Genomic DNA, 26,633 nt, shown 5'->3' on the forward strand with positions numbered 1-26,633 from the left:
ACCTGGTCGGTCGCATCGTCATATGGGTCGTCCAAAGCGCGCCGCTGTCAGCCCGCTGCAACTGGTGTCACTACTTCAATAGTCATGAGCTGATCTCCCGCGTGCACTCGATGCTCACTTGATCTTGGCTGGAGGCGCAAACCAAAGCCAGTTGCGCGCCGTCATTACTTGAGATAGTGTCCGCCGCATTGCAAGGGGAACGTGACTGTCACTCTTAAGCGCAGCTATCGCAGCGCGGGTAGTTCGTGCGTAAAGCGCAATGAATGAGGCTCTATTGGCAGCATTTGTCCAGGCGATGTCTCATTGCTATCCGATAAGCCCTGAAGTTGTCTTGTTGCAGACTTAGTAGTCACCGGATCATGTCTGGCCGCTCAGCCAGCGCTACATGGAGACGTACGTGTCATTGCATTCCAAAGTCATCAGTGCTGTCCTCAATCTATTTTTGCTGACACTCGCTGCCGCTGCTCAAGCACAGACTGGCGCGCCACTGACCTCATCGCAGGCGGGCGTCTTCTACGAAGACAAGCTCAAGGGCCTGAGCGAACTCACGGTGTTGGGTAACGACCTGTTCGGTGACAGGGTCAGCCTCTATACGGGCGGCATCCAGTTCACCCAGGTTGATGTTGATCTACCTGGAAACAACGCATTGCCAATGCGGTTCTCGCGCACATTGAAAATGGGCGGGCGCCGGGACACCCTCAAATCGATGAGGGACTGGGATTTTGACCTGCCCTACATCTCAGGCATGTTTGGGCAGAGTGGCTGGGTGTCCATGGTGCCGGGCGAGCCACTACGTCGTTGTTCGATCCCACTGAATTCACCTCAGCAGGCAAGCGCTCCATCCGAGTATGTGAGTGGCGGGCAAGGAAACGTCGGCTTCTCCTTTGATCCGCACTTTTTCTGGGGCGGGCTCTCCCTGAGCCTTCCCGGGAGCGACAGCAAGCCCATGATCATCATGGCTGCGGGCGCCAAGCAACCTACGGACGGTCGTGCCTATCACTGGACCACCGCTGATCGCTGGGTGTTTTCCTGCCTTCCGAGCACCAGCAACGGCGAGAGCGGGGAGGCCTTCATGGCGCATGCCCCCAATGGGGACAGGTACTGGTTTGACCGCATTGTGGCTATACCCCGCGGAACCATGACCGCGAACTACGGTAATGGCTTCTTCAACTACACGAGCACGATGGGACTGCGTGAGTTCCGCGCGTTGCCGACCCGTATCGAGGACAGGAACGGCAACTTCATTACCTTCACCTACTCCCCAAGTCAGGTCGTGATGAGCGCGAGCGACGGCCGCTCCATTACGGTGAACTCAGGGGCTGACGGGGTACAGAGTGTCGTCGCCAATGGCCGCACTTGGAACTATGAGTACACCGGCAGCACTGTCGATCGCAAGCTCACCCGCGTGGCACTTCCAGATGGATCGAGTTGGTCATTTGATGCCGGAGCTGCGTTCGATAACCCCATTGGCGGCTGGAGGAACTGTGCAGACTTTGTGCCGTTCACACCTGGCCCAAGCTCATCCGCAACGGTGGTCATGACTCATCCTTCAGGAGCCAGGGGCACATTTGAAATGAGCTACCGACTTCATGGCAGAACCAATGCGCCGAACACCTGCCGGCCCTTCACGCAGATCTTCTATCCGGTGGAGTCCCACCTCCTGACCGTGCTGGCACTGGATCGCAAGGTCATCTCAGGGCCCGGGCTCGCGACCATGACATGGAGCTACCAGTACACGCCGCTTGCTGCGAGCCTGGACACTGGACAACATGTCTACTGCTCGACTACGCCGTGCCCCGAGACGCGCGCACTCACCGTTACTCGCGAGGACGGCAGCTGGGATCGCTTCACCTTCAGTCAGAAGTACGGAGATCTCGAGGGCCAGCTGCTGAGTGAGGAACGCGGGAATACGCAGGGAGTGCTGCGGCGGATAGACACCCAGTACCGGCGTAGCTCGGACGGCAGCTATGCCCGGATTGGCAGCAATCCCTGTTGGTCATGCTCGAAGGAAGAAGAGCTACCCAAGCCATTGGAGTCACGCACCACCACGCAGGATGGAAATACATTTCTCTATCGCGTGGATCAGTTTGACGCTTATGCAAGGCCGCTGAAGATCACGCGATCCAGCTCGCCCTGAGGGTGAGCTACGACAGGCAGTCGAATGGCAGCGCTCGTGCGCTGCGTCCCACAATTTAGGGAAGCGTATGGCACGTAAATCGCCTCGTAGAAGCACATACCCGCACAAGACGCTGCTCGCAGCTGCTCTGGTTGCAACGGCCAGCCTTCCACAAGCCTGGGCCGCCACTACCTTGGAAACCCTGAGCTACCATGACAACGAAAGCTCGTGGATTCTGGGTCAAGTTGCTACTCGTGCGATCAATGGCGTCCTCGCCGATCAGGCGACGTTCGATCCTGTCACCTCTCGACCCACGCAGTTCTGGGCATTTGGGAAGTTGACCCAATCGCTTGGCTACAACACTGATGGCACCATCGCATACGTGCGTGATGGAAATGGGAACACTATCGTGCTGGGCTCTTGGAAGCGCGGTGTTCCGCAGCTGATCAGCTTCCCTGATGGCACAACGCAAAGCGCTGTCGTGGATGATCGCGGCTGGATTAGCCAGGTCACCGATCAGAACGGGTTCTCGACCGGATATCGCTATGACGCGATGGGACGGGTGGCGGGCATTGACTACCCGAGTGGAGATAGCACCGCCTGGAGCCCGATGAACCAGAGCTTTGTTCAGGTCATGGGCGACGAGTACGGCGTTGCGGCTGGCCATTGGCGAAAAACAACCATTACTGGAAACCGAGTTTCCATCGCGTACTACGACGCACTGTGGCGACCGTTGATTGTCTCGGAGTACGACGCCGCCGACCCAGGCACCATCAGATTCACAGGCAGGGAGTACGACAACGAAGGCAGGACGGTGTTCTCCTCCTATCCTGCAGCAACAGCCAATAGTGATCGTGGCACTTGGACCGTCTATGACGCACTAGGTCGCACCACCTCTGTTACTCAGAACTCCGAGTTGGGTGACCTCACCACGTCACTCAGTTATCAACGAGACGCGTCAGGCGTGTTCACCCTTGCTCGCAATCCCAGGGGGGCCGAGATCCGGACCTGGTATCGCATGCTGGATCAGCCCTCCTTCGATAGTCCTACGCGGATCCTTCAACCGGAAGGAGGGCTGACAGTCATTGATCGCGACACCTTCGCAAAGCCGCTGAGCATTCGCCGCGGCAGCGCAGATGGCAGCCTGGAGGTTACGCGAGCCTATTCCTATAACGCGGCCCAAGAGCTGTGTCGGACAGTAGAGCCTGAGACAGGAGCTACGCTCGTCGGTTACGACGGAGCTGGTAACGTTGCCTGGTCTGCGTCCGGCCTCGCGAGTAGTACCGGCTGCGAGCCAGACGGCAGCTCGGCGTCGGTAGCTCCGCGACGCGTCTCCAGATCGTACGATGCCCGAAATCGCCTGCTCGCCTTGTCGTTTCCGGACAGCAATGGTGACCAGATCTGGAGCTACACCGCCGACGGCAAGGTCGCCCAAGTCACCACGCGCAATGATGCTGGTAGTAGCCAGGTGGTGAATACCTACAGCTACAACAGGCGTCGCCTCGTTACCGGAGAATCGATCGAACAGACGGGAATGCCTGCACGGTCGGTTGGGTACGTCTACGACCCACACGCTTCCTTGGCCGGTGTTCAGTATCCAAGCGGGCTTAGCGTTGAATACGCTCCCAATGCGCTGGGTCAGCCAACACGCGCGGGCGCCTTTGTATCCAGCGTCACGTACTTCCCTAATGGTGGCATGAGCCGGTTTGTGTACGGCAACGGGATAGTGCACGCAATGCAACAGAACGGGAGACAGCTTCCAGCCAGTGTTTCCGACGCAGGGGTTCTCAATAACACTTATGGCTACGATGCTGCAGGCAACGTAGCGCAGATCACCGATGGATTGAACGCAGCGCGCACTCGCTCGATGACGTATGACTCGCAGGATCGCCTGCTGTCCACCCATTCAACCGCCTTCGGTGGCAATGGGCAGCTTACTTATAGCTACGACGCCTTGGACAACATCCGTGCGGTCAGACTTGAAGGCCTTAAGGATCTTTCCTACTGGTATGACGGCAACAATCGCCTGACCAACATCATCAACAGTAGCGGCTCGACGGTAGTGGGGCTCGCCTTCGACGTGCAGGGAAATCTTTCTGTCAAGAACGGTCAAGGATTTCAGTTCGACTACGGCAACCGACTTCGCACAGCAGTGGGGAAGGAAAGCTATCGATATGACGGTAGCGGACGAAGAGTCCTGTCCTCGGCTGACTCTGGCACTATCGCATCCTTCTACGGAAATGACGGGGTGCTTCGTCGACAAGACAATGATCGCACCGCCAGTAGCGTGGAGTACGTCTATCTAAATGGAAGTCTGGTCGCGAAGGCCACAACATCGACGGCACCCGCGACCCCGGTGGTCAGTGCGCCTGCTCAGAGCTCCAGCGGCAACTACACGGTCTCCTGGTCAGAGGTGGCCCAAGCCAGCCGGTACGATCTGCAAGAGCAAGCGGGCGCCGGCGCGTGGTCCAACATCTATTCCGGGCCTGACAGGACGAGAGAAGTGACCGGCAGGGCTGGCGGGTCTTACGGCTACCGTGTGCGAGCCTGTCGCGCTACGGCCTGTGGCGGCTGGAGTGCCACTGCTATCACTTCGGTCCAGTCGCTCCCTTCAGCTGGGCCCTCCGTAAACGCGCCTGGGCTCTCAATAGACGGCAACTACAGCGTCTCGTGGCCAGCAGTGGCCGGCGCCCAGACCTATAGGTTGGAGGAGTCCACAACAGGAAGTGGATGGGCCGAAATCCAGAATGACGCCATCCTCTCTCGCTCCTTTGCTGGCAAGCCCAACGGCACATTTGCCTACCGCGCACGTGCCTGCAATGCCGCCGGCTGCGGTGAGTACGGTGCAACGGCGTCGGTGCAGGTGCTGCGCGTCCCAGAATCACCCGCTGGATTGAGTGCTCCCGCACTGTCTGCGAACGGTGCCTACACCGTCTCCTGGTCTTCAGTATCCGGCTCGAGCGTCTACCACTTGGAAGAAAGCAGCGGTGGCTCCGCCTGGATCGTGGCAGCAACAGGCGCAGCGACAGCGAAGGAATTCTCACAGAAGCCAGACGGAAGCTACGCCTACCGCGTGTCCGCTTGCAACAGCAGCGGGTGCGGGCCGAGTACTGGCCCCGCGACTGTGCGGGTCGTTCGTGCTCCGACAGGCAGCTCCAACCTGTCCGGCCCGACTCTATCCAATGATGGAAGTGTCGCTCTGAACTGGTCGCCGGTTCCCCTTGCGACGACATACCGGCTCTTCGAAAGCGTATCCGGCGGTGGGTGGAATGCCATCCTCAATAGCGGCAGCACCAGCGCGACATTGACTGGGCGCGCAAATGGAAGCCTCAGCTACAGCATTGCAGCTTGCAACGATGGGGGCTGCGGGCCGCAGGGGCCGGCGTTGAACGTGGTAGTGATGCGACCACCGTCAGAGCCGGTGCTATTCGGTCCGGGTAGTTCCGGCACCGGCAGTTACACGGTCAGTTGGAACGCGGTTGATCGAGCCAATAGCTATGTAGTTGAAGAGAGCGCGAATGGCGGAGGATGGACGGCGGTCTATAGCGGCGGAAGTACTTCTGCGGTGATCTCCGGTCGCGGCGATGGTACCTATGCGTACCGGGTCGCCGCATGCAATCAAGGGGGATGCAGCGGCTACAGTGGCTCAGTTGCGGTGGCAGTGAATGTTCCGCCTGTAACACCAACCGGACTCACCGCGCGCTTCGTGGTTACCAATGCATTCCCGCCGTGGCAGGTGCGTTACTTCGTCAGCTGGAACGCAGTGGCCGGGGCTGCCTGGTACGAAGTCACAGGAAGGGGAGCCTATTCGGGGCCTGCAACGTCGGTGCAGATCGACTACACGGGCGTTCCTGCAGGCGCTACGTTCCAAGTGAGAGCATGCAAGCCCATAGGGTGCTCGGCCTGGGCCCCCGCCGTTTCCGCAACTGGAGGGTAGTGCGAATGAATCGAGCCAGCATAGCTACCCGCCACATGATCTCGTTGATGCTGATGTGCGGGGCGCTCAGTCCTGAAGTGTATGCACAGGCGACAGTCACATACGTGCATACCGATGCCTTGGGGACCCCGGTGGCAGAGTCGGACGCATCCGGAAATCTGATAGCTGAATCATTCTATGACCCATATGGATCCATGCTCGTTGCAGGTAGCGATGATCAGCCAGGCTTCACCGGCCAAGTGTCGGATGCCCAGACGGGACTTAACTACATGCAGCAGCGCTACTATGATCCGACAATCGGACGCTTTCTATCGGTCGACCCGGTGGCTGCTCGACCACGCGGGGACAATTTCAATCGCTACTGGTACGCCAACAGCAATCCCTACACAAACCGAGATCCCGATGGTCGCGAATGCAGCGGCAAGGGCTGCTGGGTTACTGTTGAAGAAAGAGCGGCTGCCGTGTCGGGCGATTGGAAAGCATATTATCAATTGGCGGGATCGGGCGGCGATAAGTATGCGGAACGCGCAGGCGAAGTGGCAGGCAATAGTGGCTCCAACCCTCTGAATGCTCGGCTCTCAGAAATCACTAACAGAATTCTCGCAAATTCCATTGCCAGCAATATGGGCACTGACCCCCGGACTATGACAAGCACGCAGGCAATTGCGGTTGCGTTTAAGATGGAGGCCATAAGGATTGATCTTGCGAGAGCGCATGTGCAGGCGCTGGACCAGGCGGGTGCAACTGAGAAGAATCCGGTAATGTTAGACAGGAGTGTCATCGGAGAGTTCCACGAGCGAGTCTTTGAAAGAAATGGAGCAGACCCCAGGGCATTTGGTGGATACAAGACGGATGCTCTGGAGACGGTAATCAATGTTCTTGGCTCAACGACGCGGGACGTATATGACTATTGCGCGCAACCGAGTTGCAGTAACTAGATTTTTTGTGTGTGTCGTGGCAGCTCTTGGGTCCGGATGTGTGGATTCGCCCACTTCATATCGTGTCGATGGTGCGAAGACCGACTTTTGCATTCCTGGCGATCTAGATGCGACGCCTTCCCGGCGGGGTCATGAGGATCCTGTGGCCGGCGGCTTTACCCTGCATGGCTGTTACTCCAGCCATAGCGAGGCTTGTATCGGCCCCGGTAATTTGATCTCGGTAGCGGTGGTGGCCAAATCTTACTTTCCTGGAAGAAGGTTTGGCGACCTCCCCCAAGGATCCCATCTGCGTACGAGCGCTATTGAAGGCTGGCAAGACGCGAAGATGCTGGAGAAAGGATTGCTTGCCGTTCCCGACGGCGGCGACAAGAGCCACATTTTCGTATGGCGCTCGAGTGCACGTGGCGCAACACAACCCATGGATGACGATGAGCTAATGGCATCCTGCGACACGTTGGGCAGTGTTTCCTGCAATCGTGTGCTCCATGGCGACGACTTTGGCGTCACTTACTCCTTCTTCACAGACAATGAAATTCCGGGTGACTTCGGTTCATTAGACAAGCAAGTCCTGAATGAGATTGAGCGGATGAGATGTAGAAGATAGGACTCCGGCTCGGCCAAGCCGCCAGTGATGTTGCAGCGGCAGGCCTTTCGCGTCGTTCATCTCAATCCGTGACCTGGCGCGGGAAATTAAGTGGGAGTGGAGTAAGACGGAACTAATGCGGGTACGGCGGCACATTCTAGCGAGAAGCGCACCTCCCCCCTACCCTCGATAAACATCCCTTATCGCTAGTCCGCGATCTCAGATGCACTGCAACTCCCTGCCTGGCGATTGCCGAAACCCAGCCCTATTCCACAGCTGGAGCAGGCATCACACCCTTTCGCACAATCTCCACCCTCCCAACATCGCCAACAGGCACGAGCACGGCGCCCTTCCGCGCCGGGTGCCACAGCGCATAGCTATCACCAAGCCGACCAATCAGGCTAAGGCCGCCCTGCACCTTTCCATCAACAGTCACAGCCGTCACGTGCTCGCCGCCCCCAGAGGAGATCGTCGCGGCACGCCCGGAACCAAGCATGCTTGACACTATCGAGACATAGACCAGCATTACCAAGGCATAGATCAGCCAAGGGGAATCCTTCACCGTCGCTGGCACCACCGGCGAAAGTTGCACGATCAGCGCACAGATGATCGTCAGAAGAAGCCCTATCAGAAGAGGCCACGTGTTCGACCACCAAAGCAGCAGCCCCAGGCCCGTGAAGGATAGCAGCGGAAACAGCCATGCGAACAGCTTGTTCTTGGAGCTCCCACTCGTCAGCTTTACTTCCACCCAGCCGCCAAACAACAGTGCAATCAGAATGAGAAACAACACCATGCCGATGCCTGCCAGGCCAGCCAGGGCCAGTTCGCTCACCGCAACAAACTGAAAGGGATCAAGGCCAAAGTGGCCCCAGTACGCCTTCAGATAGAGCGCGCCTTGAATCAAACCAAACGTGACGACAGCCGAACCCCAGCCAGCCACGTCGGCCATCGTTAGTCCTTTTTGCGCACTTTCAATGTACTCCTTCCCTATCAAGCGCCCCTGACGCATCCAGGATAGTGCCATGGCGTGGAGCGTGGCGTCAGCCACGCAGTGCACTCTGATTGCAGCGGATAGGGGCAGACCTAAAAGCGGCATCGAGGGTTCGCCCCGTCCATCCCTTTGTCGCGTCTGCCCTACTCCCGGTCAGAGCATGTCGGTACCGGCACGAAATTTGCGGGCCAATCGGCACCGCCCACAGCCCTTGCAGGCCAAGCCTCTAGCGCCCTTCCCCGCCATACAACGATTCTGAAAACGTCGAAAACGGTGACGGCATTGCCCTTACTGTATTGGCAGCGCGCACAGCCGGGCGTATTTCTTGCCATGCCACCGAAAACCGGTGGTCGGGCCTCGAAATCCCGGTTGTGTAATCGTGACTTACGCTTGCCAGTCGGCACCATCGCTAAGGTGGTGCCGGCTGGCAATCCGTCTGCCGGCTATGGCGGGCGGTGCGTGGAGGCCTTGCGCCTGCCGGTCTGATTGCACGCCGGATTTCGAGCCACGCATCGTCCGCCACCTTTATCGGTGGCGGCTTCTGCCTGCACGCAAGGAGCCCAGCCATGACCACGCCCTACTCCCCTGCCCCACAGCCCATCCACGAGGCGCCCTCGGCCGGGCCTACCGTGGATCCCAACACCCTCATCGCGCTGCTGCACAGCATCGGCTCGGGCGTGGCCGCCGACGGTCAGCCCTGGCCAGAGCGGCATCAGCTGCGTGGCCGGCAGATGGCGCTGGCCGATGCCGACTGCTCGCTGACGGGCCTGCGCGTGGTGCTGGAAGTACTGCTGGCGGCCGAACGCACCCGCCAGAATGGTGAGCCGGAGCAATACGTCGGCGACCGGGTGATGGAAGGACTGATCATGGCCGGCCTGGGGCTCGCAGCCCACGCAAGCGAACGGCTGCAGCCTGCAGACTGAAGGATCACTTCGGTGGGGCCTGAAATGAAGGTGCGCCACGGGGTGCTGTGGGCGCTCTTTCTGGCGCTGGTCGTTGCCGTACAGATGCACTTGCCAGAGCCTGTTGAGCCGGAGGTGCTCGCGTACCGCGATGTGCCCGATGAGACATTCTGGACGCTGCGTCGCCACGCGCTTCGATTCGCAGAGGCACGGGCGCGGGACGGTTTCGAGTTCCTGGAGGGGACGCCCGCTTCGGCTTCCTTCCAGATCAGGTGCAAGGGTGTGCCGGTGCTGCACGTGGAGAGGCAGCCGCCGCTTCTGCTGATCCGGGTTGCGCTGGGTACCGAGCAACGGGCGCCTGCGATCTACCCCCTGCAGGCCACGCTGCAGTGGTCACTGGTCCCGTTGACCTATCTGGAGCAGGTCCTGTCTGGCGTGCAGGAACCTACGCTGCAGGATCGGCTGCTACTGACGCTTGCTGGCGATGTGCCTGAGGATGAGCGGTGTGGCGTGCGGAACTAGAAGCACAACCCCGGCGACGCCCCGCCTCACCTACCCTGCCGCAGCTCCCGCGCAAGGAACGGCGCCGTCCTGCTGCCCTTGGCGCGCGCCACCTGTTGCGGCGTTCCCTTCGCCACAATGGTGCCGCCCGCAGCGCCTGCGCCAGGCCCGACGTCAATCACCCAGTCCGCCTGCACGACCGCGCGCATGTCGTGCTCGATCATCACCACCGAATTGCCCGCGTCCACCAGTCGCTGCAGCTGCACCAGCAGCCTGTCCGCGTCCGATGCATGCAGGCCGGTGGTGGGTTCGTCCAGTACGTAGAGCGTGCGCCCGCGCTGGCTGCGCTGCAGCTCGGTCGCCAGCTTGATGCGCTGGGCTTCGCCGCCTGAAAGCTCTGTGGCCGGCTGGCCCAGCCTCAGATAGCCCAGGCCGATCTCCTGCAGCAGTTGCAGCGGGCGGGCAATGGCCTCTTCCTCGATGAAGAACGCGTGCGCCTGGTCCACCGTCATCTGCAGGACTTCGGCGATGTTGCGCTCATTCCACAGCACCTTCAGCGTGGCCTCGTTGTAGCGGGCGCCATGGCAGGTGGGGCACGGCGCATAGACGCTGGGCATGAACAGCAGTTCGACGCTGACGAAACCTTCGCCTTCGCAGGTCTCGCATCGCCCCTTGGCCACGTTGAACGAGAAACGGCCGGCATCGAAACGCCGACGGCGCGCGGCGGGCGTGGCGGCGAACAGCTTGCGCACGTGGTCGAACAGCCCGGTATAGGTGGCCAGGTTGGAGCGTGGCGTTCGGCCGATGGGCTTCTGGTCCACCTGCACTACCCGCTGGATGGCGTCCACATCGCCAGCCAGCCGGCCTCGGGTCGCTTCGATCACGGTCGGCGCGTCGGTGGGCGCACTCTCGGCGCTGTTGTCCTCGGGCTCATGCCCCAGGTGCAGCAGCACCAGCTCGGGCAGTGCCTGCGCCATCAGGCTGGATTTGCCCGACCCCGAAATGCCGGTCACTGCGGTCAGCAGCCCCAGCGGCACCTGCGCATCCACACCCTGCAGGTTGTGGCGGTGGATGCCCTTCAGCTCCAGCCAGCTGCTGGCGCGGCGCTGCCGGCTGGCGGCCGCAGGCACCTGGTCGAACAGATACCGGGCGGTGCGCGATTCCTGGACCTTGCGCAGGCCCTCGGGCTCGCCACTGTAGAGAACGCGCCCGCCGTGCTCACCCGCCTCCGGGCCAACATCCACCAGCCACTGCGCGCGGCGCATCAGCTCCAGGTCGTGCTCGACAACGAACACCGAGTTTCCGCCGTCGCGCAACCGGTCCAGCGCGTCGTACAGCGCCTGACTGTCGGCGGGGTGCAAGCCGGCCGAGGGTTCATCCAGCACGTACAGCACGCCAAACAGCAATGAGCTGAGCTGCGTGGCCAGCCGCAGGCGCTGCAGTTCGCCGGCCGACAGGGTCGGCGTGGCGCGATCCAGCGAGAGGTACCCCAGGCCCAGGCCTCGCAGCTGGTGTACGCGCGCCATGACGCCGCCTGCCAGCCGCTGCGCGGCCAAGCGCTTCTCTTCCGATAGGGCCGAGGTCAGCCGCACGTCGGGGGCTCCAGCGTGGACAGGGCGGCCGCTTGCAGCCCGCTGCGTGCGATCGCGTTTCGTGGCGCTGCCGCTGGTACGTGCGCCGCGGCTGTGCGCGCTGAAATCGCCCTGCGCGATGGGCCCGAGCAGATCCGCCAGTTGATCCAGCGGCAACCGCATGAACTCGCCGATATCCACACCGGCAAAGGTGACCGAAAGCGCTTCCGGCTTCAGGCGCTTTCCGTGGCAGGCCGGGCACAACCTGCCTTCCATGTAGCGCGAAACGCGCTTGCGCATCAGCGCGCTCTGGGTGTTGGCAAAGGTGTGCAGCACGTAACGGCGCGCACCGGTATAGGTACCCATGTAGCTGGGTTCCAGCTTGCGCTTCAGTGCGGCGCGGGTCTCTGCGGGCGTGAAGCCGGCATAGACCGGCACGGTTGGCGTTTCCTCGGTGAACAGGATCCAGTCGCGGTCCTTCTTCGGCAGCTTCTTCCACGGCACATCGATGTCGTAGCCCAGCGTGACCAGGATGTCGCGCAGGTTCTGGCCATGCCATGCCGGAGGCCAGGAGGCGATGGCACGTTCACGGATGCTCAGCGACGGATCCGGCACCATCAGCGCTTCGGTCACCTCGTACACATGCCCCAGGCCGTGGCAGGTGCTGCAGGCGCCCTGCGGCGTATTGGGCGAGAAGTCCTCGGCGTACAGCATGGGCTGGTTGGCCGGGTAGGCCCCTGCGCGCGAGTACATCATGCGCACCAAGCTGGACAGCGTGGTGACACTGCCCACCGAGGAACGTGCATTGCTGGCGCCGCGCTGCTGCTGCAACGCCACCGCCGGCGGCAGCCCGTCGATGGCGTCCACATCGGGCACGCCCGCCTGGTCGATCAGGCGCCGCGCGTACGGCGCTACGGATTCGAAGTAGCGCCGCTGCGCCTCGGCGAAGACCGTACCGAAGGCCAACGACGACTTGCCCGACCCCGACACCCCGGAGAACACCACCAGCGCATTGCGCGGGATCGAGACATCGACATTCTTGAGGTTGTGCTCGCGCGCGCCGCGCACCTCCACGCAACCGTTGGCTGCGGCCGCGCATGAGGATTCACCGAAAGGGTTGTTGGACATCGTTGCGTTCCTGCAGGCAGTGAGCGGTGCGCCCTGGAGCGCGCCCAAGGACGCATTTTCGCTGCTGCGAGGTGAATGTGGTGAGGGCACGACCGAAGCGCGCCCACCGCCCCTCATCCTGGGCTGGACTCAGCCCGCAGGCTGCATCCCGCTGGGCGTTGCCCCGCGCGACGCCGCCAGATAGCGGCAGTACTTGCCGATGAAGATGCCGGTGAATCCGCCAGACAGCAGGAGATAGGCGGCGCTGAAACCTGCGTTGCTGCTCAGGCCTGGCGCCACGGCGAGCGCCGTTTCAAAACCGTACTTGATGACGAACGTGACCAGCAGCAGTGGCAGCAGGCTGTAGTCGGCACTGCGCCACAGCGTGCCAGTGGAGGCGTCCACGGTCAGCGTTGCCCGGCGCAGGAGCAGCCAGCCCACTGCCGCGCCGGCGCAGATGCCGGCCAGCCATTCGCCCCACGCCAACGGCGAGCCGCCATAGCGGTGGCTGATCGACCAGATGCCCCAGACGCTGAACAGCGCCGGCACGATGGCCAGCTTCCGCAGCGAGGTCTGCCCCGACCGCATGGCCGCGATGCCGCGCGACACCAGGAACGCCAGAAGCACCCAGACCCAGATGGGGGTCTGCCAGAGAAGTTGCTGCAGCAGGTTCACGGGAGGTCCTTTCGGTGAGTGCCGGCCAGGCAGGCGGCGGTGGCGCTCACTATTGGCGGTACGCATTGGCCGGACAAGTGACAGGTGTCAGCGATGCAGCCTGCACCCTGTCCTCTGCGCGGCGCTCGGCGATGTACGCGTGTCCTATCGTGTCACCGTGACCAGCGAACGGAGGTCTTTGCCGCCCACCGATTCGTAGCCGAGGCGGCACCACTTGGCGTCTTGCCGGCCAGCGGCCGGCACTACCCTTTCGATGCGGATGTTCGGAATCGATATTACCGTGACGCGTCACGGTCAATGGCATGCGCCTTCAATCGGGCGCACGCCGGGTCCTGATACGGTCCTTTGCTGGCGGGGCCGGCGCTGCAGCCGGCACGGTATGATGCCGACTTTCTCGCACTTGCCATCGTTGTAGCGCGCGTTGCTGTTGGCTACGCGCCGGTGCAACTGAGACCCCACCCACTCCATGCTCGCTTCCTCTTCCCCCCTCATCATCTGGGCGGCCGTGGCCGTTGCCACCGTCGGCCTGCTGTTCCGGCCGTTCCGCATTCCGGAGTACGTTTGGGCGCTGGGCGCGGCCGCGCTGCTTCCGCTGCTTGGGGCGGTGTCGCTCGGCACGACCTGGCACGCGGTTGCTGAAGGGCGGGATGTCTATCTGTTCCTGGTCGGCATGATGGTGCTGGCCGAGCTGGCGCGGCGCGAGGGCCTGTTCGACTGGCTGGCGCTGTATGCGGTACGGCATGCGGGCGGCTCGGGGCGGCGGTTGTTCGACCTGGTGTTCCTGGTCGGCACGGTGGTGACGGTGTTCCTGTCCAACGATGCCACGGCGGTGGTGCTGACGCCGGCGGTCTATGCGGCGTGCAAGGCGGCCCGCGCCAACCCCCTGCCCTATCTGTTTGTCTGTGCGTTCATCGCCAATGCGGCGAGCTTCGTGCTGCCCATTTCCAACCCGGCCAACCTGATGGTGTACGGCAACCACATGCCACCGCTGCTGCAGTGGCTGACGCAGTTCGCGCTGCCGTCGCTGGCCGCGATCGGTGCCACGTATCTGGTGCTGCGCTGGGTGCATCGCCGCGAGATCGCACAGCCGTTGGCAGCATCGCCCGAGCATCGCCCGCTTACCGAGGGTGGCCGGTTGAGTGCGCTGGGCGTGTTGTTCACCGGCACCGTGCTGCTGGTGACCTCAGCACTGAACGGCCCATTGGGCCTGACTACGTTCTGTGCGGGCGCGCTGAGCGTGGCGGTGGTGGCGATCCGCCAGCGCCGCAGCCCGCTGCCGCTGTTGCGCCACGTCTCCTGGGGCGTGCTGCCGCTGGTGGCCGGCCTGTTCGTGCTGGTTGAAGCGGTTTCGCAGACCGGTGTCATCCAGACAGCGGCCAGCAACCTGCAGGCGCTGGCGCAGACCTCGCCGCACCAAGCGGGCTGGCTGGCCGGAGGCGCTGCCGCACTGCTCAGCAACGTGGCCAACAATCTGCCGGTGGGCCTGGCTGCGGGCTCGCTGGGCCAGATGGCCGAACTGCCGGCGCAGACGCGCGCGGCGTTGCTGATCGGCGTGGACCTGGGCCCGAACCTGTCAGTGACCGGCTCGCTGGCCACCATGCTGTGGCTGGTGGCGCTGCGCCGCGAAGGCGAGCATGTCAGCGCGCTCGACTTCCTGCGTGTCGGCGCGCTGGTGATGCCGCCCGCGCTGATCGGGGCGTTGCTGCTGCTCTGATCAGGCGCGGGCGCAGTATTTGCCTAGAACGCCACCTGCAAACGGGTGTTGAAGGTGGTGCCTTCGTCCCTGCCCGGCCCGGTACCGCTGCGGTTGTCGGTCTGCCAACGGATGGCCTCGAACATCACGCGACTGAAATCGTTGAGGTACCAGTTCGTGCCCAGCGTCCACGCATGGCCGGTACCGCCGCTGGGCAGTTCGGCGTAATCCACGTCTTCATAGCGCGCCTTCAGCTCCCACGCGCCCCTGCCGCCGCGTGTGACCGGGTCGGCCACCTTCACCCGGCTCCAGGCGCCGGCCTTGCCCGAATAGGCTGGCATGGCACCGGCCAGGAACCAGCCGGCCGAGACAGCCCAGGCCTGGTGGTCGAGGTCGTAGCGACCGCTGGCATCGGCACCGCGCAGGTTGCGGGTGCCCCATTCGCCCGTCGCCCATGCCGGGCCGAAGAAGCCCGCCAGCTCCGCGCCATAGGCGGTGCTGCGCTCGGCGCCGAGCAGCGTGCCCGGCGTGATCTTGACCAGATCGTTGAAATGCCCGGCGATGGCCGAGCTGCGCACCACGCTGCTGGCACCGGCGGCGATCTCCTCGTGGAAGGCCCATGCGCCCAGGTGCACCGTCGCGGCGGAACTCTCGATGGGATTCCAGTGCACGCGCGTGGCCCAGGTCTGGCTGTCGTTGTCGGTACCGGCGTTGTTGAGGTCATTGCCTGCCACCGAGAGGCTGGCGTGCCAGCCCTTGCCATACACCCGTTCGGTAAGGCCGACACCGAACAGCCCGCGCTGCGGCAGCATCAAGGTGCCCACGACATTGCGGTCCTGGAAGGGCGTGTTGGAGGTGCTGCTGGAACCATCGATGCCGCGGTCATTGAGGCGGTTGCCGACGGTAAGATCGGCAGGCAGGCCGAACAGGCGGTGATCGACAGTGGCATAGACCGACTTCCAGGCCACGTCGTTGTCGGCGAAATCGCCTTCGACGGCCCAGCCCAGAATGCCGTAACGCCCTTCGGCGCCCAGGCGCACCGAACGGATTTCGGTACCGGACAGGTTGCGGTCGCTCACCGAGGACCCGTCGGTACTGGATGCGTCGACGAACAGGCGGCCGCGTGGCCGGAAGGCTGCGTTGCCGTCTGCGCTGCTGAACTCCGGCGCCCCCTTGGACCAGGACACCTTGGGCTGTTTGGACTGGCCCGATTCCAGCGCGGCGACCCGGGTTTCCAGCGTAGCGGCGGGCGTTGCCGCCGGTACCGCTGCAGGGCCCTGCCCGCCTTCGACAGCGCGCAGGCGCGCCTCCAACTGCTGGATCTGCACGGCCTGCTGCTGCACCAGTTGCGAGAGCTCGGCCTGGCTCAATGGTGCAGGCGGTGACGAAGTGGACTGAGCGCCGGCATGGCCACTGGCCAACAGCAGGCCGAGCGCGACCGACAGCGCTGCCGGCGGCAGCACGGTGGAATGGTTCATGGTCTCTCTCTCCGGCCAGCCGGCCCCCTGGCCTGGCGCTGGCCTGTTGCGGTGGTGCGGGGGAAGATCGGGGAAGGAGGCGCGCGCCGCCGGATCAGTCCGGCGGCGCGGCAAGCGGGCTCAGGCGGCCGCGCTCAGCTGGTGGCCTGCGTCTGCGCGTTCGGGCGCCAGGTGATCAGCTTGTTCTCGACCACATCCAGCAGTGCGTCGATGACCAGCACGAAGGCGGCCAGGATGATGATGCCGGCGAACACGCCCACGGCATTGAAGTTGCCCTCGGCCTGGGCAATCAGGTAGCCCAGCCCTGCCGAGGCACCGAGGTACTCGCCGATGATCGCACCGACCACCGCGAAACCGACGGACGTGCGCAGCGAGGACAGGATCCAGCTGGCCGCCGCCGGGAAGTACACGTGACGCAGCAGATCGCTGCGGCCCGCCCCCAGGATGCGTGCGTTGGCCAGCACCACCGGGTTCACTTCACGCACGCCCTGCATGGCGTTGAAGAACGTGGTGAAAAACACCAGCGTGACCGCCAGCGCCACCTTCGACCACAGCCCAAGGCCCAGCCACAGCACGAAGATCGGTGCCAGCACCACACGCGGAATCGCGTTGAAGCCCTTGATGAACGGGTCCAGGATGCGTGCCGAGCGTCGGCTCAGGCCAAGCCACACGCCACCGGCCACGCCCAGCCCGGTGCCGATGATGTAGCCCAGCGCGGTTTCGGTCAGGGTGATGTAGACGTGCTGGTAGAACGAGGTGTCGGACAGCCAGGTCCACGCCTGCTGCACGATTGCCGTTGGCGAGGGGAAGAAGAACGGATCGATCACGCCCAGCGCGATGCCGCCTTCCCAGCCGCCGAATACGGCGACCACCAGGGCCAGCTGGATGAATTTGTCAGTCTTGGCGTGCATAGCTCTTCTCCACTTCGCCGCGCAGGCAGGCCCAGATGTCGCGGTACAGGTCGGTGAATCGTTCGTCCAGCTTGATTTCGGCCACGTTGCGCGGCCGTTCCAGGTCCACGTCGAAGCTGCGCACGACGCGGCTGGCGGGGCCGGAGGACAGCACCACCACGCGGTCACCCAGCGCGATGGCCTCTTCCAGGTCATGGGTAATGAGGATCACCGAGCGCCGGTCCTCCTGCCACAGCCGCAGCAGTTCGTTCTGCATCAGGTGGCGGGTGTGGATGTCCAGCGCCGAGAACGGCTCATCCATCAGGATCACCTTCGGTTCGACGATCAACGCCTGTGCCATCTGCACGCGCTTGCGCTGTCCGCCGGACAGCTGGTGCGGGTAGCGATGCTCGAAGCCGGCAAGGCCGACCTTGGCCAGCCAGGCATTGGCCTTGGCCCTGCGCTCGGCTTCGGGCACGCCACGAAAGCGCAGGCCCAGTTCGACGTTCTGGTACGCGGTCTTCCATGGCAGCAGCGCATCCTGCTGGAACAGATAACCGACAGATTCCTGCACGCCGCTGACCTTGCGGCCGTCGATGGCCACCTCGCCGGACGATGGCGTGAGCAGGCCCGCCACGGAGTTGAGGATGGTGCTCTTGCCGCAGCCGGTAGGGCCGACGATGGCGAGGAACTCGCCGTCGCCCACCTGGATGTCGACATCACGCACGGCGGTGAATTCGCCGAAGGACATGGTCACCTTGTTGATGGCGACCATGGTCTGTGCAGGCTCCAGCTGCGGCGCGCCATTGAGCTGGCGCACGGTGGCATTGAGGGCCATGGGGTTACCTCCGCTTAACGTTGGGCTGCCGGCGCCGCAGCGTGGGCACGCTCGACGAAGGCATTGGTGTAGGTCCTGGACAGATCGATGTTGGCCTTGGCCACATCCGTGTTGAACTCGCGCAGCACCTTCAGCGGCGTTTCCAGGTCGGCCGCGGTGAAGTGGCCATCGGTGGTGAAGATCGCGCGGGCGTTCTCCACGGCGCGGGCATAGGTGGCGCGGTCGCCGGAGACATAGCTGTCAGGCAGGGCTGCGACGATGTCCTCGGCGCTGTTGTCGGCGATGAACTTCAGCGCCATCTGCTCGGCACGGGCAATCTTTTCGGCCGCTTCCGGGCGCTTGTCCAGGAAGCTCTGGTTGGCGTACATCACCGAGGTCGGGTACAGGCCGCCATAGACCTGTCGTGCGCCGTCATCACTGCGTGCGTCGAGAATGATCTTCCCTACCTTGCGTTCGGTGATCAGGGTGGCGGCAGGATCGTAGTTCACCAGCAGGTCGATCTTGCCCTGCTCCAGCGCGGCGACCGCAGCGGCACCGGAACCCACGCCGATCAGCGAGATGCTGTCGACCGGGATGTCATGCTGGGCCAGGAAATGGCGAACGAAGAAGTCGGACGAGGAGCCCGGTGCGGTGATGCCGACCTTCTGGCCCTTGATGGTCTGCGGGCGCGCCGGATCGAATGTGGCGTCTTCGCGGCCGGCCATCACCAGGCCGGAATTGCGCGAGAGCAGTACGAAGGCGACTACGTCCTTCCCCTTGGCCTGCATCTGGATGGTGTGGTCGTAGAAGCCGACGGCCACGTCGGTGGAGTTGGCAACCAGCGCCTGCAGTACTTTCGAACCGCCCTGGGCGAAGTTCTCGGTCTTCACTTCCAGGCCGACGTCCTTGAAATAGCCCTTGGCGTCGGCGATGAAGAACGGCAGGTTGTTGAGGTTGTAGGAACCGACGCTGATGCGCACCGGGGCATTGTCGCCGCCGCGTGCGGAACCACCGGCCGCACCGGCGTCCGGCTTGCTGCATCCGGCCGCGGCCAGGCCGACCGCGCACAGCGCGGCCATGAAGAACTGCTTGTACATCATCCCTCCCAGGAGTGAAGCATCTACGTTGTGGTGGCGGGCAAGCACAGCCGTGCCGGCCCGACCGGTTTCAGATCATGCCGCTGACGTCCATTGGCGGGCTTGGGTAGCACTGGCCCTGGCGGGCGCGGGCGAAGTGGCGAACACACGACCTTCAAACAGACGACGTGCGGTGCGAACCACGCTGGCGATCACCGGCGCGTCGTCCGCGCTGCGACTGAGGCCCACCTCCAAGGCCCCACTCGGATGTTCGAGGGTAATGCTGCCGGGCAGCGGCAGGCACCCGACCAAAGTGTGGGCCAACGTGCCCGAGGTGACGGCGGCGGTCGCGATGCCCACCGCGCCGGTAATGGCCAGCGCGGTGTGGCACTGGTGTGGCATGAAATAGCGCACCTGCAGCTGCCCGCCATGTTGCGGTGCGGACAGCAGCACCGGCTTGGGAATGACCTTGCTGCCGGCGTCGGCGATGCCCATTCGGGCGCCGGCCTCGATGCGCAACGCCTCCAGCCGCGCCATGAACGCGGCATCCGCATTCAGTTCGGCAGGTGACGCATCGCCGCGTACGCCCAGGTCCTCAGCGTGCACCAGCATCATCGGCATCGCGCAGTCGATCAGGCTGACCGGCACGCCGTCGATGGTTTCCTGCGCATGGCCACTGGGCAGCAACTTGCCGGTACGTGCGCCTGCCGCATCCAGGAAGGACAACCGGACCGGAGAGGCCGAGCCCGGCGCTCCGGCAATACGGGTGTCGCCCCGGTAGACCACGCTGCCGCCCGGCGTTTCCACCGTGGCGATGATCAGCTTGCCGGTGTTGACGTTGTGGACGCGCACTTCGGTCTGCGGGTCCTGGGCCTGCACCAGCCCGCGCTCGATTGCATACGGGCCCACCGCCGCCAGCATGTTGCCGCAGTTGGGCGAGGTATCCACCACCTGCTGTTCCACCCGCACCTGGGCGAACAGATAGTCCACGTCGGCATCGGGGTGGCTGGAGCGGTCGATGATGGCCACCTTGCTGGTCAGTGCGTTGCCGCCGCCGATGCCGTCGATCTGCAGCGGGTGGCCCGAACCCATCACCTCCAGCAGCAGGCGGTCGCGTTCGGCGGTATCAGCCGGGAGCTCGCTGGCCAGGAAGAAGGGGCCCTTGGAGGTGCCGCCACGCATGAGCACGCAGGGAATGCTGAGCAGATCGTTGGACATACGTGTGTTAGATTGATGCGTATAGGGGATGAATGACCCCTCTGTGATTCGATACTGGCATGACCCCAATTGATCTGTGAATTGCTGATTTTTGGATGATTGATACCTGATGAGCATCAATTGCGAGATTCTCGATCTGCGCGCCTTCCTGCTGGTATCGGAAACCCGCAGCTTCCATCGCGCGGCCGAAATCCTGCACGTCTCCCAGCCGGCGCTGAGCCGTCGCATCCAGAAGCTTGAGCAGGCCGTGGGCTCACCGTTGCTCGAGCGCACCACGCGCAGTGTCAGCACTACGGCCGTGGGCGAGAACCTGCTGCCGCTGGTGCGGCGCATGCTGGAGGAATTCGATGGCTCGCTGTTCTCGCTGCGCGGCCGCGAAGACACCCGCGGCGCCACGGTGACCATCGCCTGCCTGCCCACGGCGGCGTTCTACTTCCTGCCGAGCGTGATGGCGCGCTTCCACGAGGCGCATCCGAACGTGCGCTTCCGCATCCTGGATATTCCGGCCACCGAGGGCCTGCAGGCGGTGGAGCGCGGCGAGGTCGAATTCGGCATCAACTTCATGGGCGCTAATGATCCCAACCTCGATTTCGACGTGCTGGCCGAGGATCCGTTCGTGCTGGCATGCCGGCGTGATCATCCGCTGGCCCGCAAGCGCACGGTGGAATGGGCTGATCTGGCCGAGCACCAGCTGATCACCGTGCATCGCACCAGTGGCAACCGCACACTGCTGGACGGCGCATTGGCGCGCGAGAACCTCAAGTTGAGCTGGCATTACGAAGTGACTCACCTGTCCACTTCGCTGGGCATGGTCGAGGCCGGCATCGGGGTATCGGTGCTGCCGAAAATGGCAACCCCTGATGGCGATCATCCGACGCTGGTGACGCGTTCGATCGGCAACCCGGTGGTGTCGCGCACCATTGGCATCGTGCGCCGTCGGGGTGCCCTGCTCTCGCCCACCGCAGAGCGGTTCCTGCAGATGCTGATGAGCCAGTGGCGCGTGGAGAACTGAGCGCGCCCTGGTGCGTATGGGGTGTAATGGCAGCCTGCTCTCCAGCCACATGAGCAGTGCAGCGGCCCCGGTGCAGATTACTCGGCGTAGCTTGCGGTGTTCTTGCCGTGCCGTTTTGCGTGATAGAGCGCCTTGTCCGCCTTCGCCAGCCAATCTTCTGCGCTGCCCGTGCCAGCCGCTGCGGCGATGCCGATACTGACGCTGAACTGGATATGGGCTGTTTCAGGGGCGCCCGGCTCCTGCAGGTAGTGCCTTATCTGCTCGGCCACATCCATGGCCTCTGCCGGTATCCGCTGGCGCAGCAGGACGGCGAACTCATCACCGCCCAGACGCGCCGGCATGTCGCCCGGCTGGGCCAGTTGGCGTAGCACCACCGCGATGCGGCGAAGCACCTCATCGCCGGCACGATGGCCATGCGAGTCATTGATCCGCTTGAAATCATCAACATCAAGCATCAGCAGGCACGCGTCGCCGCCGTGGTGCTGCCCCGTCTGCAGCACCTGCTGGGCGCGCTGGATCAGGAAGCCGCGGTTGGCCAGCTCCACCAACGGATCCATCCGGCTCAGGCGCTGCAGTTGGCGATTCTGTGATTTCACCCGGCGCGCCAGCCGCCAGCTCAGCACGCTCAACCCGATGCCGTAGACGAACAGGAAAGGCAGGCTGAGGACAACGGTGCGCTGCGAGGTGATGGGTTGATAAGGCAGGCCCAGGGCAAGCCAGGTAGCGGCGAACCCGACCACCAGGGCCAGGGTTGCCCTCGTTGCCAGGCGGATGCCGCCGGCGGCGATCTTGTCGGCCACCAGCAACGCGGCAAACAACGCACTGGGCACCGTGCTGAGGGCCATGAAGGCGATCCATGCGCCTCCAAAGAGAGAGTCGACGATCATGCAGCGGAACTGCGCTGCTGCAGGTTCGCGGGCGTGACGTGTCAGGAGCATCGCCAGCGCCGGCCATGCGAGGGCGTTGAGCAACAGCAGCACCCAGGGCGCAGCATCCGCCTGACGCTCCAGAATGATCGAGGCAATCGGAAGCGCGCCCAAGCCGTTCCCCACGAAGCGCATCCAGCCGATGCGCCGGGCTGCACCGACGCCCTCGACGGCGACTTCTGTTGAGTCAGTGAGAAACGGCATTGCCAGCTCTCCTGATGATCACTCCCCTGCAATTCACCCGGACACCCCTTTGTGCGCGAGTCTGACATCTGTGCGTCAACGACAGGTCAATGAGGCAAGGCGCGCTGCATCGCAGCCGCATGCCACCTGCCTTTCAACCCTGGCGCCGACGTGGACGATGCGTCGAAGAGCCATACCCCGGACAGGCTCAGGAATGACAAAGCGACATGGAAGGAGCACGACATGCCCGAGGATGGTGATGACCCCAAAGCTGCGCCCGACGACTACGAACGGCCTGATCCCGATCCGACCGGGTAGGCACGGCGGGTTGACGCCAATTGAAGCCAACGTGCGTGCCACGCGACATGGCGAGCCTCCTTGCTGAAGGTGCGCCCGCAGAGCGCGCTGTAAGCGCGCGCCGGATCGCGTGTTGCCGGCCAGCGGCCGGCACTACCGGATGCGAAGATGGGGAGCGCCGGGCCATGCCCAGCGAAAGCGAAGATGGGTAGCGCCGGGCTATGCCCGGCGAAAGCGAAGATGGGTAGCGCCGGGCTATGCCCGGCGAAAGCGAAGATGGGTAGCGCCGGGCCATGCCCGGCGGATGCGAAGAACAGAAGGGCCGGCAGGCATTCGATACGGCAGAGCTGCCGCGGACGATTCCATGGCGCTGCGAGGAAGCGATGATCAGCTGGCGTCGACGCCAGCCAGATCGTCATCGCTGCCGATCTCCCAACGCAGTTCGAAGTTCAGTTCCAGCTGTTGTCCCGGCTGCAACCGGGTTGGCGCCAGCGTGAATCCATCGGGTGGGCCGGTCTGCGGCTCCACGCAGGTGGCGTGCGCCGCCCCGTCGTAGACCACCCAGTGATCGGTATCGGCGCTCAGCCGCAGCCGCTGGCCGGCGGCAACCAGCATCATTTCGGCCTGGTTGATGAAGCAGTCATCCCACGGCCCCTGCGTTGGCTGCACGCAGGGCAAGGTGGCGATGCCCTCCCCGTCGCGCGGGTACATCGCGCTGGCTGCGAACAGCAGTCGATCCGGCTTGCGGAACCAGGGATGCCAGCCAAGCACGGCTGGCATTGCCATGGCACCGGCCTGCACCGCGAGGCGCAGCGTCAGGCGGTCGGGTTGCACGAGGAGATGCTGCGATGCCCTGCCTCCGAAGGGCCAATAGGCGTCCTCAGGCAGGTCCAGCGACAGCGAGGCGCCGTCCGGTTCAAGGCGGTCGATGCGCCACGGCCGTGAGAAGGCGACGCCATGGATGGCGTGCATTCCGAAGTTCACCGGCAGCTGATAGGGCCTGCCTTCGAAGGCGAAGCGTCCGTGCCGGATGCGCCCGGCCCAGGGCAGCATGGGATAGCACCCCCACGCAATGCCCGCCTGCCCTACTTCATGTTCGCCGACGAGCCAGTCCACACCGTCACAGCGTAGTTGGGCGATGCGCCCACCGGCTTCCGGTGCAAGCGCGACCTCCAGCCTGCCTGCCCGCAACCAGTGCAGTGGGCCGGCAGGCAGTGCCGCCTGCGCATCATCCGTGGGCGAAGTCGGCTCAGGTGCCATAGGGATGGATCGTCCGGATGCTGCCATCTGCTTCCATGTGCAGCGGTGTGCACTTGACCGAACGTAGGTGGGTGACCCCGCCGGACAACAACGCGTCGTGATAGAACAGGTACCACCGCCCCTGGAACGCACAGATGGAGTGATGGGTGGTCCAGCCCACCACGGGGGTGAGGATCACGCCGCGATAGGTGAACGGCCCGTACGGGCTGTCGCTGGTGGCATAGCACAGCAGGTGCGTATCACCAGTGGAGTACGACAGGTAATACCGGCCCTGGTGCTTGTGCAGCCACGGTCCTTCGAAGAAGCGACGGGCGTGGTCGTCGGCGCGCAGCGGCTGCCCGCGCTCGTCCACGATGATGATCTCCCGGGTGGGTTCGGCAAGCCGGGTCATGCCGGCGTCCAGTCGCCCGATACGCGGGCCCAGTGCCGGCGCCTCGCCTGCAGGTTCTTCATGCGCCGGGTCGTAGCGGTTGTCGCGGTACTTCTGCAGCTGGCCACCCCAGATGCCACCGAAACAGAGATAGTGCGTGCCGTCGTCGTCCTCGAACACGGCCGGGTCGATCGAATACGCGCCCTTGATGGGTTCGGGCTCTGGAGTGAACGGGCCCTCCGGCCGATCCGCCGCCGCAACGCCGATGCGGAACATGCCGTGGGCGTCCTTGGCCGGGAAGTACAGGTAATAGCGGCCATCGCGGGAGGCGGCATCCGGTGCCCACATCTGCTGGCTGGCCCAGGGCACGTCGCGCACATGCAGCGCCACGCCGCAGTCGGTGGCCTCGCCCTCCGGCGTGTCCATCCGCAGCACGTGGTAGTCCTGCATGCCGAAGTGCCCGCCCTCATCGTCGAAGGGGGCGCCGCTGTCGATGTCGTGCGATGGATAGATGTACAGCCGTCCCTCGAACACATGGGCCGAAGGGTCGGCCGTGTAGATGTGGCTTACCAGAGGCTGGGAGATGGCGTGTGCTGCCAGTTGCTGCAGATCGCTGCCCTGGCGCCGCGACTGCAGGTCCTGCTCGATGCGGGTCTCCATGCGCTTGTTGATCTCGTAGAGGAAAAGCAGCGCTACTGCAGCCAGGAACGGCAGGGAGCAGTACACACTCACCGTCAGGCGGATGCCGTCCACCACGGCTTCGGACTGTTGCGGTGCGCCTGCCTGGTAGCCGTGATGGGCGAGGATGCCGGCGACCAGCGCGCCACCGATGCTGAGCCCGATCTTCAGGCCACACAGCATCGCCGAGAAGACGATGGCGGTGGCACGGCGATGGTTCTTCCATTCGGAGTAGTCGGCGACGTCGGCGATCATCGCCCACAGCAGCGGGATGGTGATGCCATAGCAGAACCCGTGCAGCATGAAGGCAGCGAAGGCCACGGCAACCGCGGTGGGCGGGAAGAAATAGAACGCCAGCAGGAACACGGTGGACACCAGCAAAGCACCGCCAAAGACATCACGCTTGCCGAAACGGTCGGCCAGGCGGCGCGATACACCGATGCCCAGGATCATGCAGACGATGCCGCAGGCGTTGAACAGGCTGAAGGCCGATGTTGCCGGATCCTTCGGCCAGGCAAAGCCGGCCAGGCCCAGGCCGTTGAGTGCCGCGTTGACGGCGCCGATGAAGCGGTTGAAGCCGGAGCTGTCGAGGAAGCCCGCAAGGGCGGCCTCGCTCATGTAGTACTGGAAGTAGTAGACGTAGGTGCCGCCCTTCAGCGACAGGTTGATGAAGACCAGGATGGTCAGCGCCAGCATCACCTTCCACGGGCGGTTGCGCAGCAGGTCGGACAGGTCCTGCAGCACCCCGGCAGTCTGTTCCTTCGCCGGTACGATGCGCTCGCGCGTGGTGGCGAAGGTGATCAGGAAGAACACCGTTCCCACCACCGCAAATACCGTCATGACCCGCTCGAAGCCCAGCACCCGGTCGCCGTCGCCGAGGATCAGCACCAGCGGCAGCAGCAGGACCTGGATGATGAACTGCGCGATCATCACCGCCACGAAGCGGTAGGCCGACAGGCTGTTGCGCTGGGCCATGCTGCCGGTGAGCACGCCACTGAGTGCCGAGTACGGCAGATTGTTGGCCGCATACACGAGCATCAACAGGCCGTAGGTGGCCAGGGCGTAGACGACCTTGGCGCGCGGCGCCAGGTCGGGGGTGCTGAAGGCCAGCAGTGACAGCACCCCGAAGGGAATCGCCGTCCACAGGATCCACGGCCGGAACTTGCCCCAGCGGCTGACCGTGCGATCGGCGGCGATGCCGATCAACGGGGTGAACACGAAGGCACCGAGCACGCCGATCACGAAGATGATCGTGGCGGCCGTGGCGGGCGGCAGCCGGTACACATCGGTGTAGAAGAACGCAAGGTAGGTGATCAGCGTCTGGAAGATCAGGTTGGCGGCCAGGTCGCCCAGGCTGTAGCCGAGCTTCTCCCGGATGGACAGCGTGTGCCCGGTGCTTTCGATGCGGCGCGCA

Annotated in this window: 19 protein-coding genes and 1 pseudogene; 8 read left to right on the forward strand and 12 right to left on the reverse strand. The window is 63.8% G+C overall.

Annotated elements, in window-relative coordinates; translation table 11 throughout:
* Positions 1 to 397 precede the first annotated feature (397 nt).
* The 4 genes from LC407_RS06910 to LC407_RS06925 all read left to right on the forward strand — a co-directional run bounded on the left by LC407_RS06910 (position 398) and on the right by LC407_RS06925 (position 7,595).
* Positions 398 to 2,137, forward strand: a complete 1,740-nt coding sequence (locus tag LC407_RS06910; RefSeq protein ID WP_140226989.1) for a hypothetical protein — start codon at positions 398 to 400, stop codon at positions 2,135 to 2,137.
* A gap of 67 nt (positions 2,138 to 2,204) precedes the next feature.
* Positions 2,205 to 6,053 carry a wall-associated protein gene (locus tag LC407_RS06915; RefSeq protein ID WP_223482461.1) on the forward strand — a complete coding sequence of 1,283 codons (3,849 nt, stop codon included), beginning with the start codon at positions 2,205 to 2,207 and terminating at the stop codon, positions 6,051 to 6,053.
* A 5-nt stretch (positions 6,054 to 6,058) separates the two neighbouring features.
* A complete protein-coding gene (locus tag LC407_RS06920; protein ID WP_223482462.1) occupies positions 6,059 to 6,991 on the forward strand; it encodes an RHS repeat-associated core domain-containing protein in 933 nt (310 codons plus the stop codon).
* A gap of 40 nt (positions 6,992 to 7,031) precedes the next feature.
* Entirely contained in the window at positions 7,032 to 7,595 is a 564-nt protein-coding gene (locus tag LC407_RS06925) for a hypothetical protein (RefSeq protein ID WP_140226987.1), read from the forward strand.
* 244 nt (positions 7,596 to 7,839) lie between these two features.
* Here the strand turns inward: LC407_RS06925 and LC407_RS06930 are convergent, their stop codons facing one another.
* A complete protein-coding gene (locus LC407_RS06930; RefSeq protein WP_223482463.1) occupies positions 7,840 to 8,622 on the reverse strand; it encodes a hypothetical protein in 783 nt (260 codons plus the stop codon).
* A 509-nt stretch (positions 8,623 to 9,131) separates the two neighbouring features.
* Here LC407_RS06930 and LC407_RS06935 point away from each other — a divergent pair.
* Positions 9,132 to 9,488, forward strand: a complete 357-nt coding sequence (locus tag LC407_RS06935; protein ID WP_223482464.1) for a hypothetical protein — start codon at positions 9,132 to 9,134, stop codon at positions 9,486 to 9,488.
* Positions 9,489 to 9,512: 24 nt separating this feature from the next.
* Positions 9,513 to 9,989, forward strand: coding sequence for a hypothetical protein (locus tag LC407_RS06940; RefSeq protein ID WP_223482465.1), 477 nt, complete (start codon positions 9,513 to 9,515; stop codon positions 9,987 to 9,989).
* Between the two features lie 26 nt (positions 9,990 to 10,015).
* Here LC407_RS06940 and LC407_RS06945 read toward each other — a convergent pair whose 3' ends face one another.
* Together LC407_RS06945 and LC407_RS06950 are read right to left on the reverse strand one after the other, a co-directional pair.
* Positions 10,016 to 12,667, reverse strand: coding sequence for an excinuclease ABC subunit UvrA (locus tag LC407_RS06945; protein ID WP_223482466.1), 2,652 nt, complete (start codon positions 12,665 to 12,667; stop codon positions 10,016 to 10,018).
* A gap of 129 nt (positions 12,668 to 12,796) precedes the next feature.
* A complete protein-coding gene (locus LC407_RS06950) occupies positions 12,797 to 13,321 on the reverse strand; it encodes a DUF6622 family protein (RefSeq protein WP_223482467.1) in 525 nt (174 codons plus the stop codon).
* Positions 13,322 to 13,787: 466 nt separating this feature from the next.
* Between LC407_RS06950 and LC407_RS06955 the strand changes: the two genes are divergently transcribed.
* Positions 13,788 to 15,035, forward strand: a complete 1,248-nt coding sequence (locus LC407_RS06955; protein ID WP_223482468.1) for an arsenic transporter — start codon at positions 13,788 to 13,790, stop codon at positions 15,033 to 15,035.
* Between the two features lie 23 nt (positions 15,036 to 15,058).
* On the opposite strand, the gene LC407_RS06960 is transcribed toward LC407_RS06955, so the two are convergent.
* The 5 genes from LC407_RS06960 to LC407_RS06980 form a co-directional block, all read right to left on the reverse strand.
* Entirely contained in the window at positions 15,059 to 16,492 is a 1,434-nt protein-coding gene (locus LC407_RS06960; RefSeq protein WP_223482469.1) for a porin, read from the reverse strand.
* Between the two features lie 134 nt (positions 16,493 to 16,626).
* Positions 16,627 to 17,403, reverse strand: coding sequence for an ABC transporter permease (locus LC407_RS06965; protein WP_032974771.1), 777 nt, complete (start codon positions 17,401 to 17,403; stop codon positions 16,627 to 16,629).
* Complete coding sequence (locus LC407_RS06970) at positions 17,387 to 18,220, reverse strand: ABC transporter ATP-binding protein (protein WP_223482470.1); 834 nt, start codon at positions 18,218 to 18,220, stop codon at positions 17,387 to 17,389. The genes LC407_RS06965 and LC407_RS06970 overlap by 17 nt, the downstream gene beginning before the upstream one ends.
* Positions 18,221 to 18,234: 14 nt before the next feature.
* Positions 18,235 to 19,296, reverse strand: coding sequence for an ABC transporter substrate-binding protein (locus LC407_RS06975; RefSeq protein WP_032974882.1), 1,062 nt, complete (start codon positions 19,294 to 19,296; stop codon positions 18,235 to 18,237).
* A gap of 75 nt (positions 19,297 to 19,371) precedes the next feature.
* On the reverse strand, positions 19,372 to 20,493 hold the full coding sequence (locus tag LC407_RS06980; RefSeq protein ID WP_134833359.1) for a 4-oxalomesaconate tautomerase: 1,122 nt from the start codon (positions 20,491 to 20,493) through the stop codon (positions 19,372 to 19,374).
* A 109-nt stretch (positions 20,494 to 20,602) separates the two neighbouring features.
* Between LC407_RS06980 and LC407_RS06985 the strand changes: the two genes are divergently transcribed.
* Positions 20,603 to 21,505: a LysR family transcriptional regulator gene (locus LC407_RS06985; RefSeq protein ID WP_033831088.1), complete on the forward strand. Its 903-nt coding sequence runs from the start codon at positions 20,603 to 20,605 to the stop codon at positions 21,503 to 21,505.
* Positions 21,506 to 21,582: 77 nt separating this feature from the next.
* Here the strand turns inward: LC407_RS06985 and LC407_RS06990 are convergent, their stop codons facing one another.
* From LC407_RS06990 to LC407_RS07005, 4 genes and pseudogenes are all read right to left on the reverse strand, one after another.
* Positions 21,583 to 22,635 carry a sensor domain-containing diguanylate cyclase gene (locus tag LC407_RS06990; RefSeq protein WP_223482471.1) on the reverse strand — a complete coding sequence of 351 codons (1,053 nt, stop codon included), beginning with the start codon at positions 22,633 to 22,635 and terminating at the stop codon, positions 21,583 to 21,585.
* A gap of 663 nt (positions 22,636 to 23,298) precedes the next feature.
* The gene (locus LC407_RS06995) at positions 23,299 to 24,171 is read right to left on the reverse strand and encodes an aldose epimerase (RefSeq protein WP_223482472.1); all 873 of its coding nucleotides are present in this window, start codon (positions 24,169 to 24,171) and stop codon (positions 23,299 to 23,301) included.
* Entirely contained in the window at positions 24,161 to 25,177 is a 1,017-nt protein-coding gene (locus LC407_RS07000) for a glycoside hydrolase family 43 protein (protein ID WP_317850713.1), read from the reverse strand. The genes LC407_RS06995 and LC407_RS07000 overlap by 11 nt, the downstream gene beginning before the upstream one ends.
* A pseudogene (locus tag LC407_RS07005) lies at positions 25,151 to 26,623 on the reverse strand (MFS transporter); the annotation flags it as partial. The gene LC407_RS07000 and the pseudogene LC407_RS07005, both read right to left, overlap by 27 nt.
* Between the last annotated feature and the right edge of the window lie 10 nt (positions 26,624 to 26,633).

The organism is Stenotrophomonas sp. OVS01A (genome assembly GCF_019969775.1).
In the GTDB taxonomy this organism is placed as follows: domain Bacteria; phylum Pseudomonadota; class Gammaproteobacteria; order Xanthomonadales; family Xanthomonadaceae; genus Stenotrophomonas; species Stenotrophomonas indicatrix.

Bases quoted from the DNA above. Each gene is read 5' to 3' on its own strand.
- LC407_RS06955 (WP_223482468.1), top strand. From the start codon at position 13,788: ATGCTCGCTTCCTCTTCCCCCCTCATCATCTGGGCGGCCGTGGCCGTT.
- LC407_RS06915 (WP_223482461.1), top strand. From the start codon at position 2,205: ATGGCACGTAAATCGCCTCGTAGAAGCACATACCCGCACAAGACGCTG.
- LC407_RS06985 (WP_033831088.1), top strand. From the start codon at position 20,603: ATGAGCATCAATTGCGAGATTCTCGATCTGCGCGCCTTCCTGCTGGTA.
- LC407_RS06975 (WP_032974882.1), bottom strand. From the start codon at position 19,296: ATGTACAAGCAGTTCTTCATGGCCGCGCTGTGCGCGGTCGGCCTGGCC.
- LC407_RS06965 (WP_032974771.1), bottom strand. From the start codon at position 17,403: ATGCACGCCAAGACTGACAAATTCATCCAGCTGGCCCTGGTGGTCGCC.
- LC407_RS06935 (WP_223482464.1), top strand. From the start codon at position 9,132: ATGACCACGCCCTACTCCCCTGCCCCACAGCCCATCCACGAGGCGCCC.
- LC407_RS06980 (WP_134833359.1), bottom strand. From the start codon at position 20,493: ATGTCCAACGATCTGCTCAGCATTCCCTGCGTGCTCATGCGTGGCGGC.
- LC407_RS06940 (WP_223482465.1), top strand. From the start codon at position 9,513: ATGAAGGTGCGCCACGGGGTGCTGTGGGCGCTCTTTCTGGCGCTGGTC.
- LC407_RS06945 (WP_223482466.1), bottom strand. From the start codon at position 12,667: ATGTCCAACAACCCTTTCGGTGAATCCTCATGCGCGGCCGCAGCCAAC.
- LC407_RS06970 (WP_223482470.1), bottom strand. From the start codon at position 18,220: ATGGCCCTCAATGCCACCGTGCGCCAGCTCAATGGCGCGCCGCAGCTG.
- LC407_RS06920 (WP_223482462.1), top strand. From the start codon at position 6,059: ATGAATCGAGCCAGCATAGCTACCCGCCACATGATCTCGTTGATGCTG.
- LC407_RS06960 (WP_223482469.1), bottom strand. From the start codon at position 16,492: ATGAACCATTCCACCGTGCTGCCGCCGGCAGCGCTGTCGGTCGCGCTC.
- LC407_RS06995 (WP_223482472.1), bottom strand. From the start codon at position 24,171: ATGGCACCTGAGCCGACTTCGCCCACGGATGATGCGCAGGCGGCACTG.
- LC407_RS06990 (WP_223482471.1), bottom strand. From the start codon at position 22,635: ATGCCGTTTCTCACTGACTCAACAGAAGTCGCCGTCGAGGGCGTCGGT.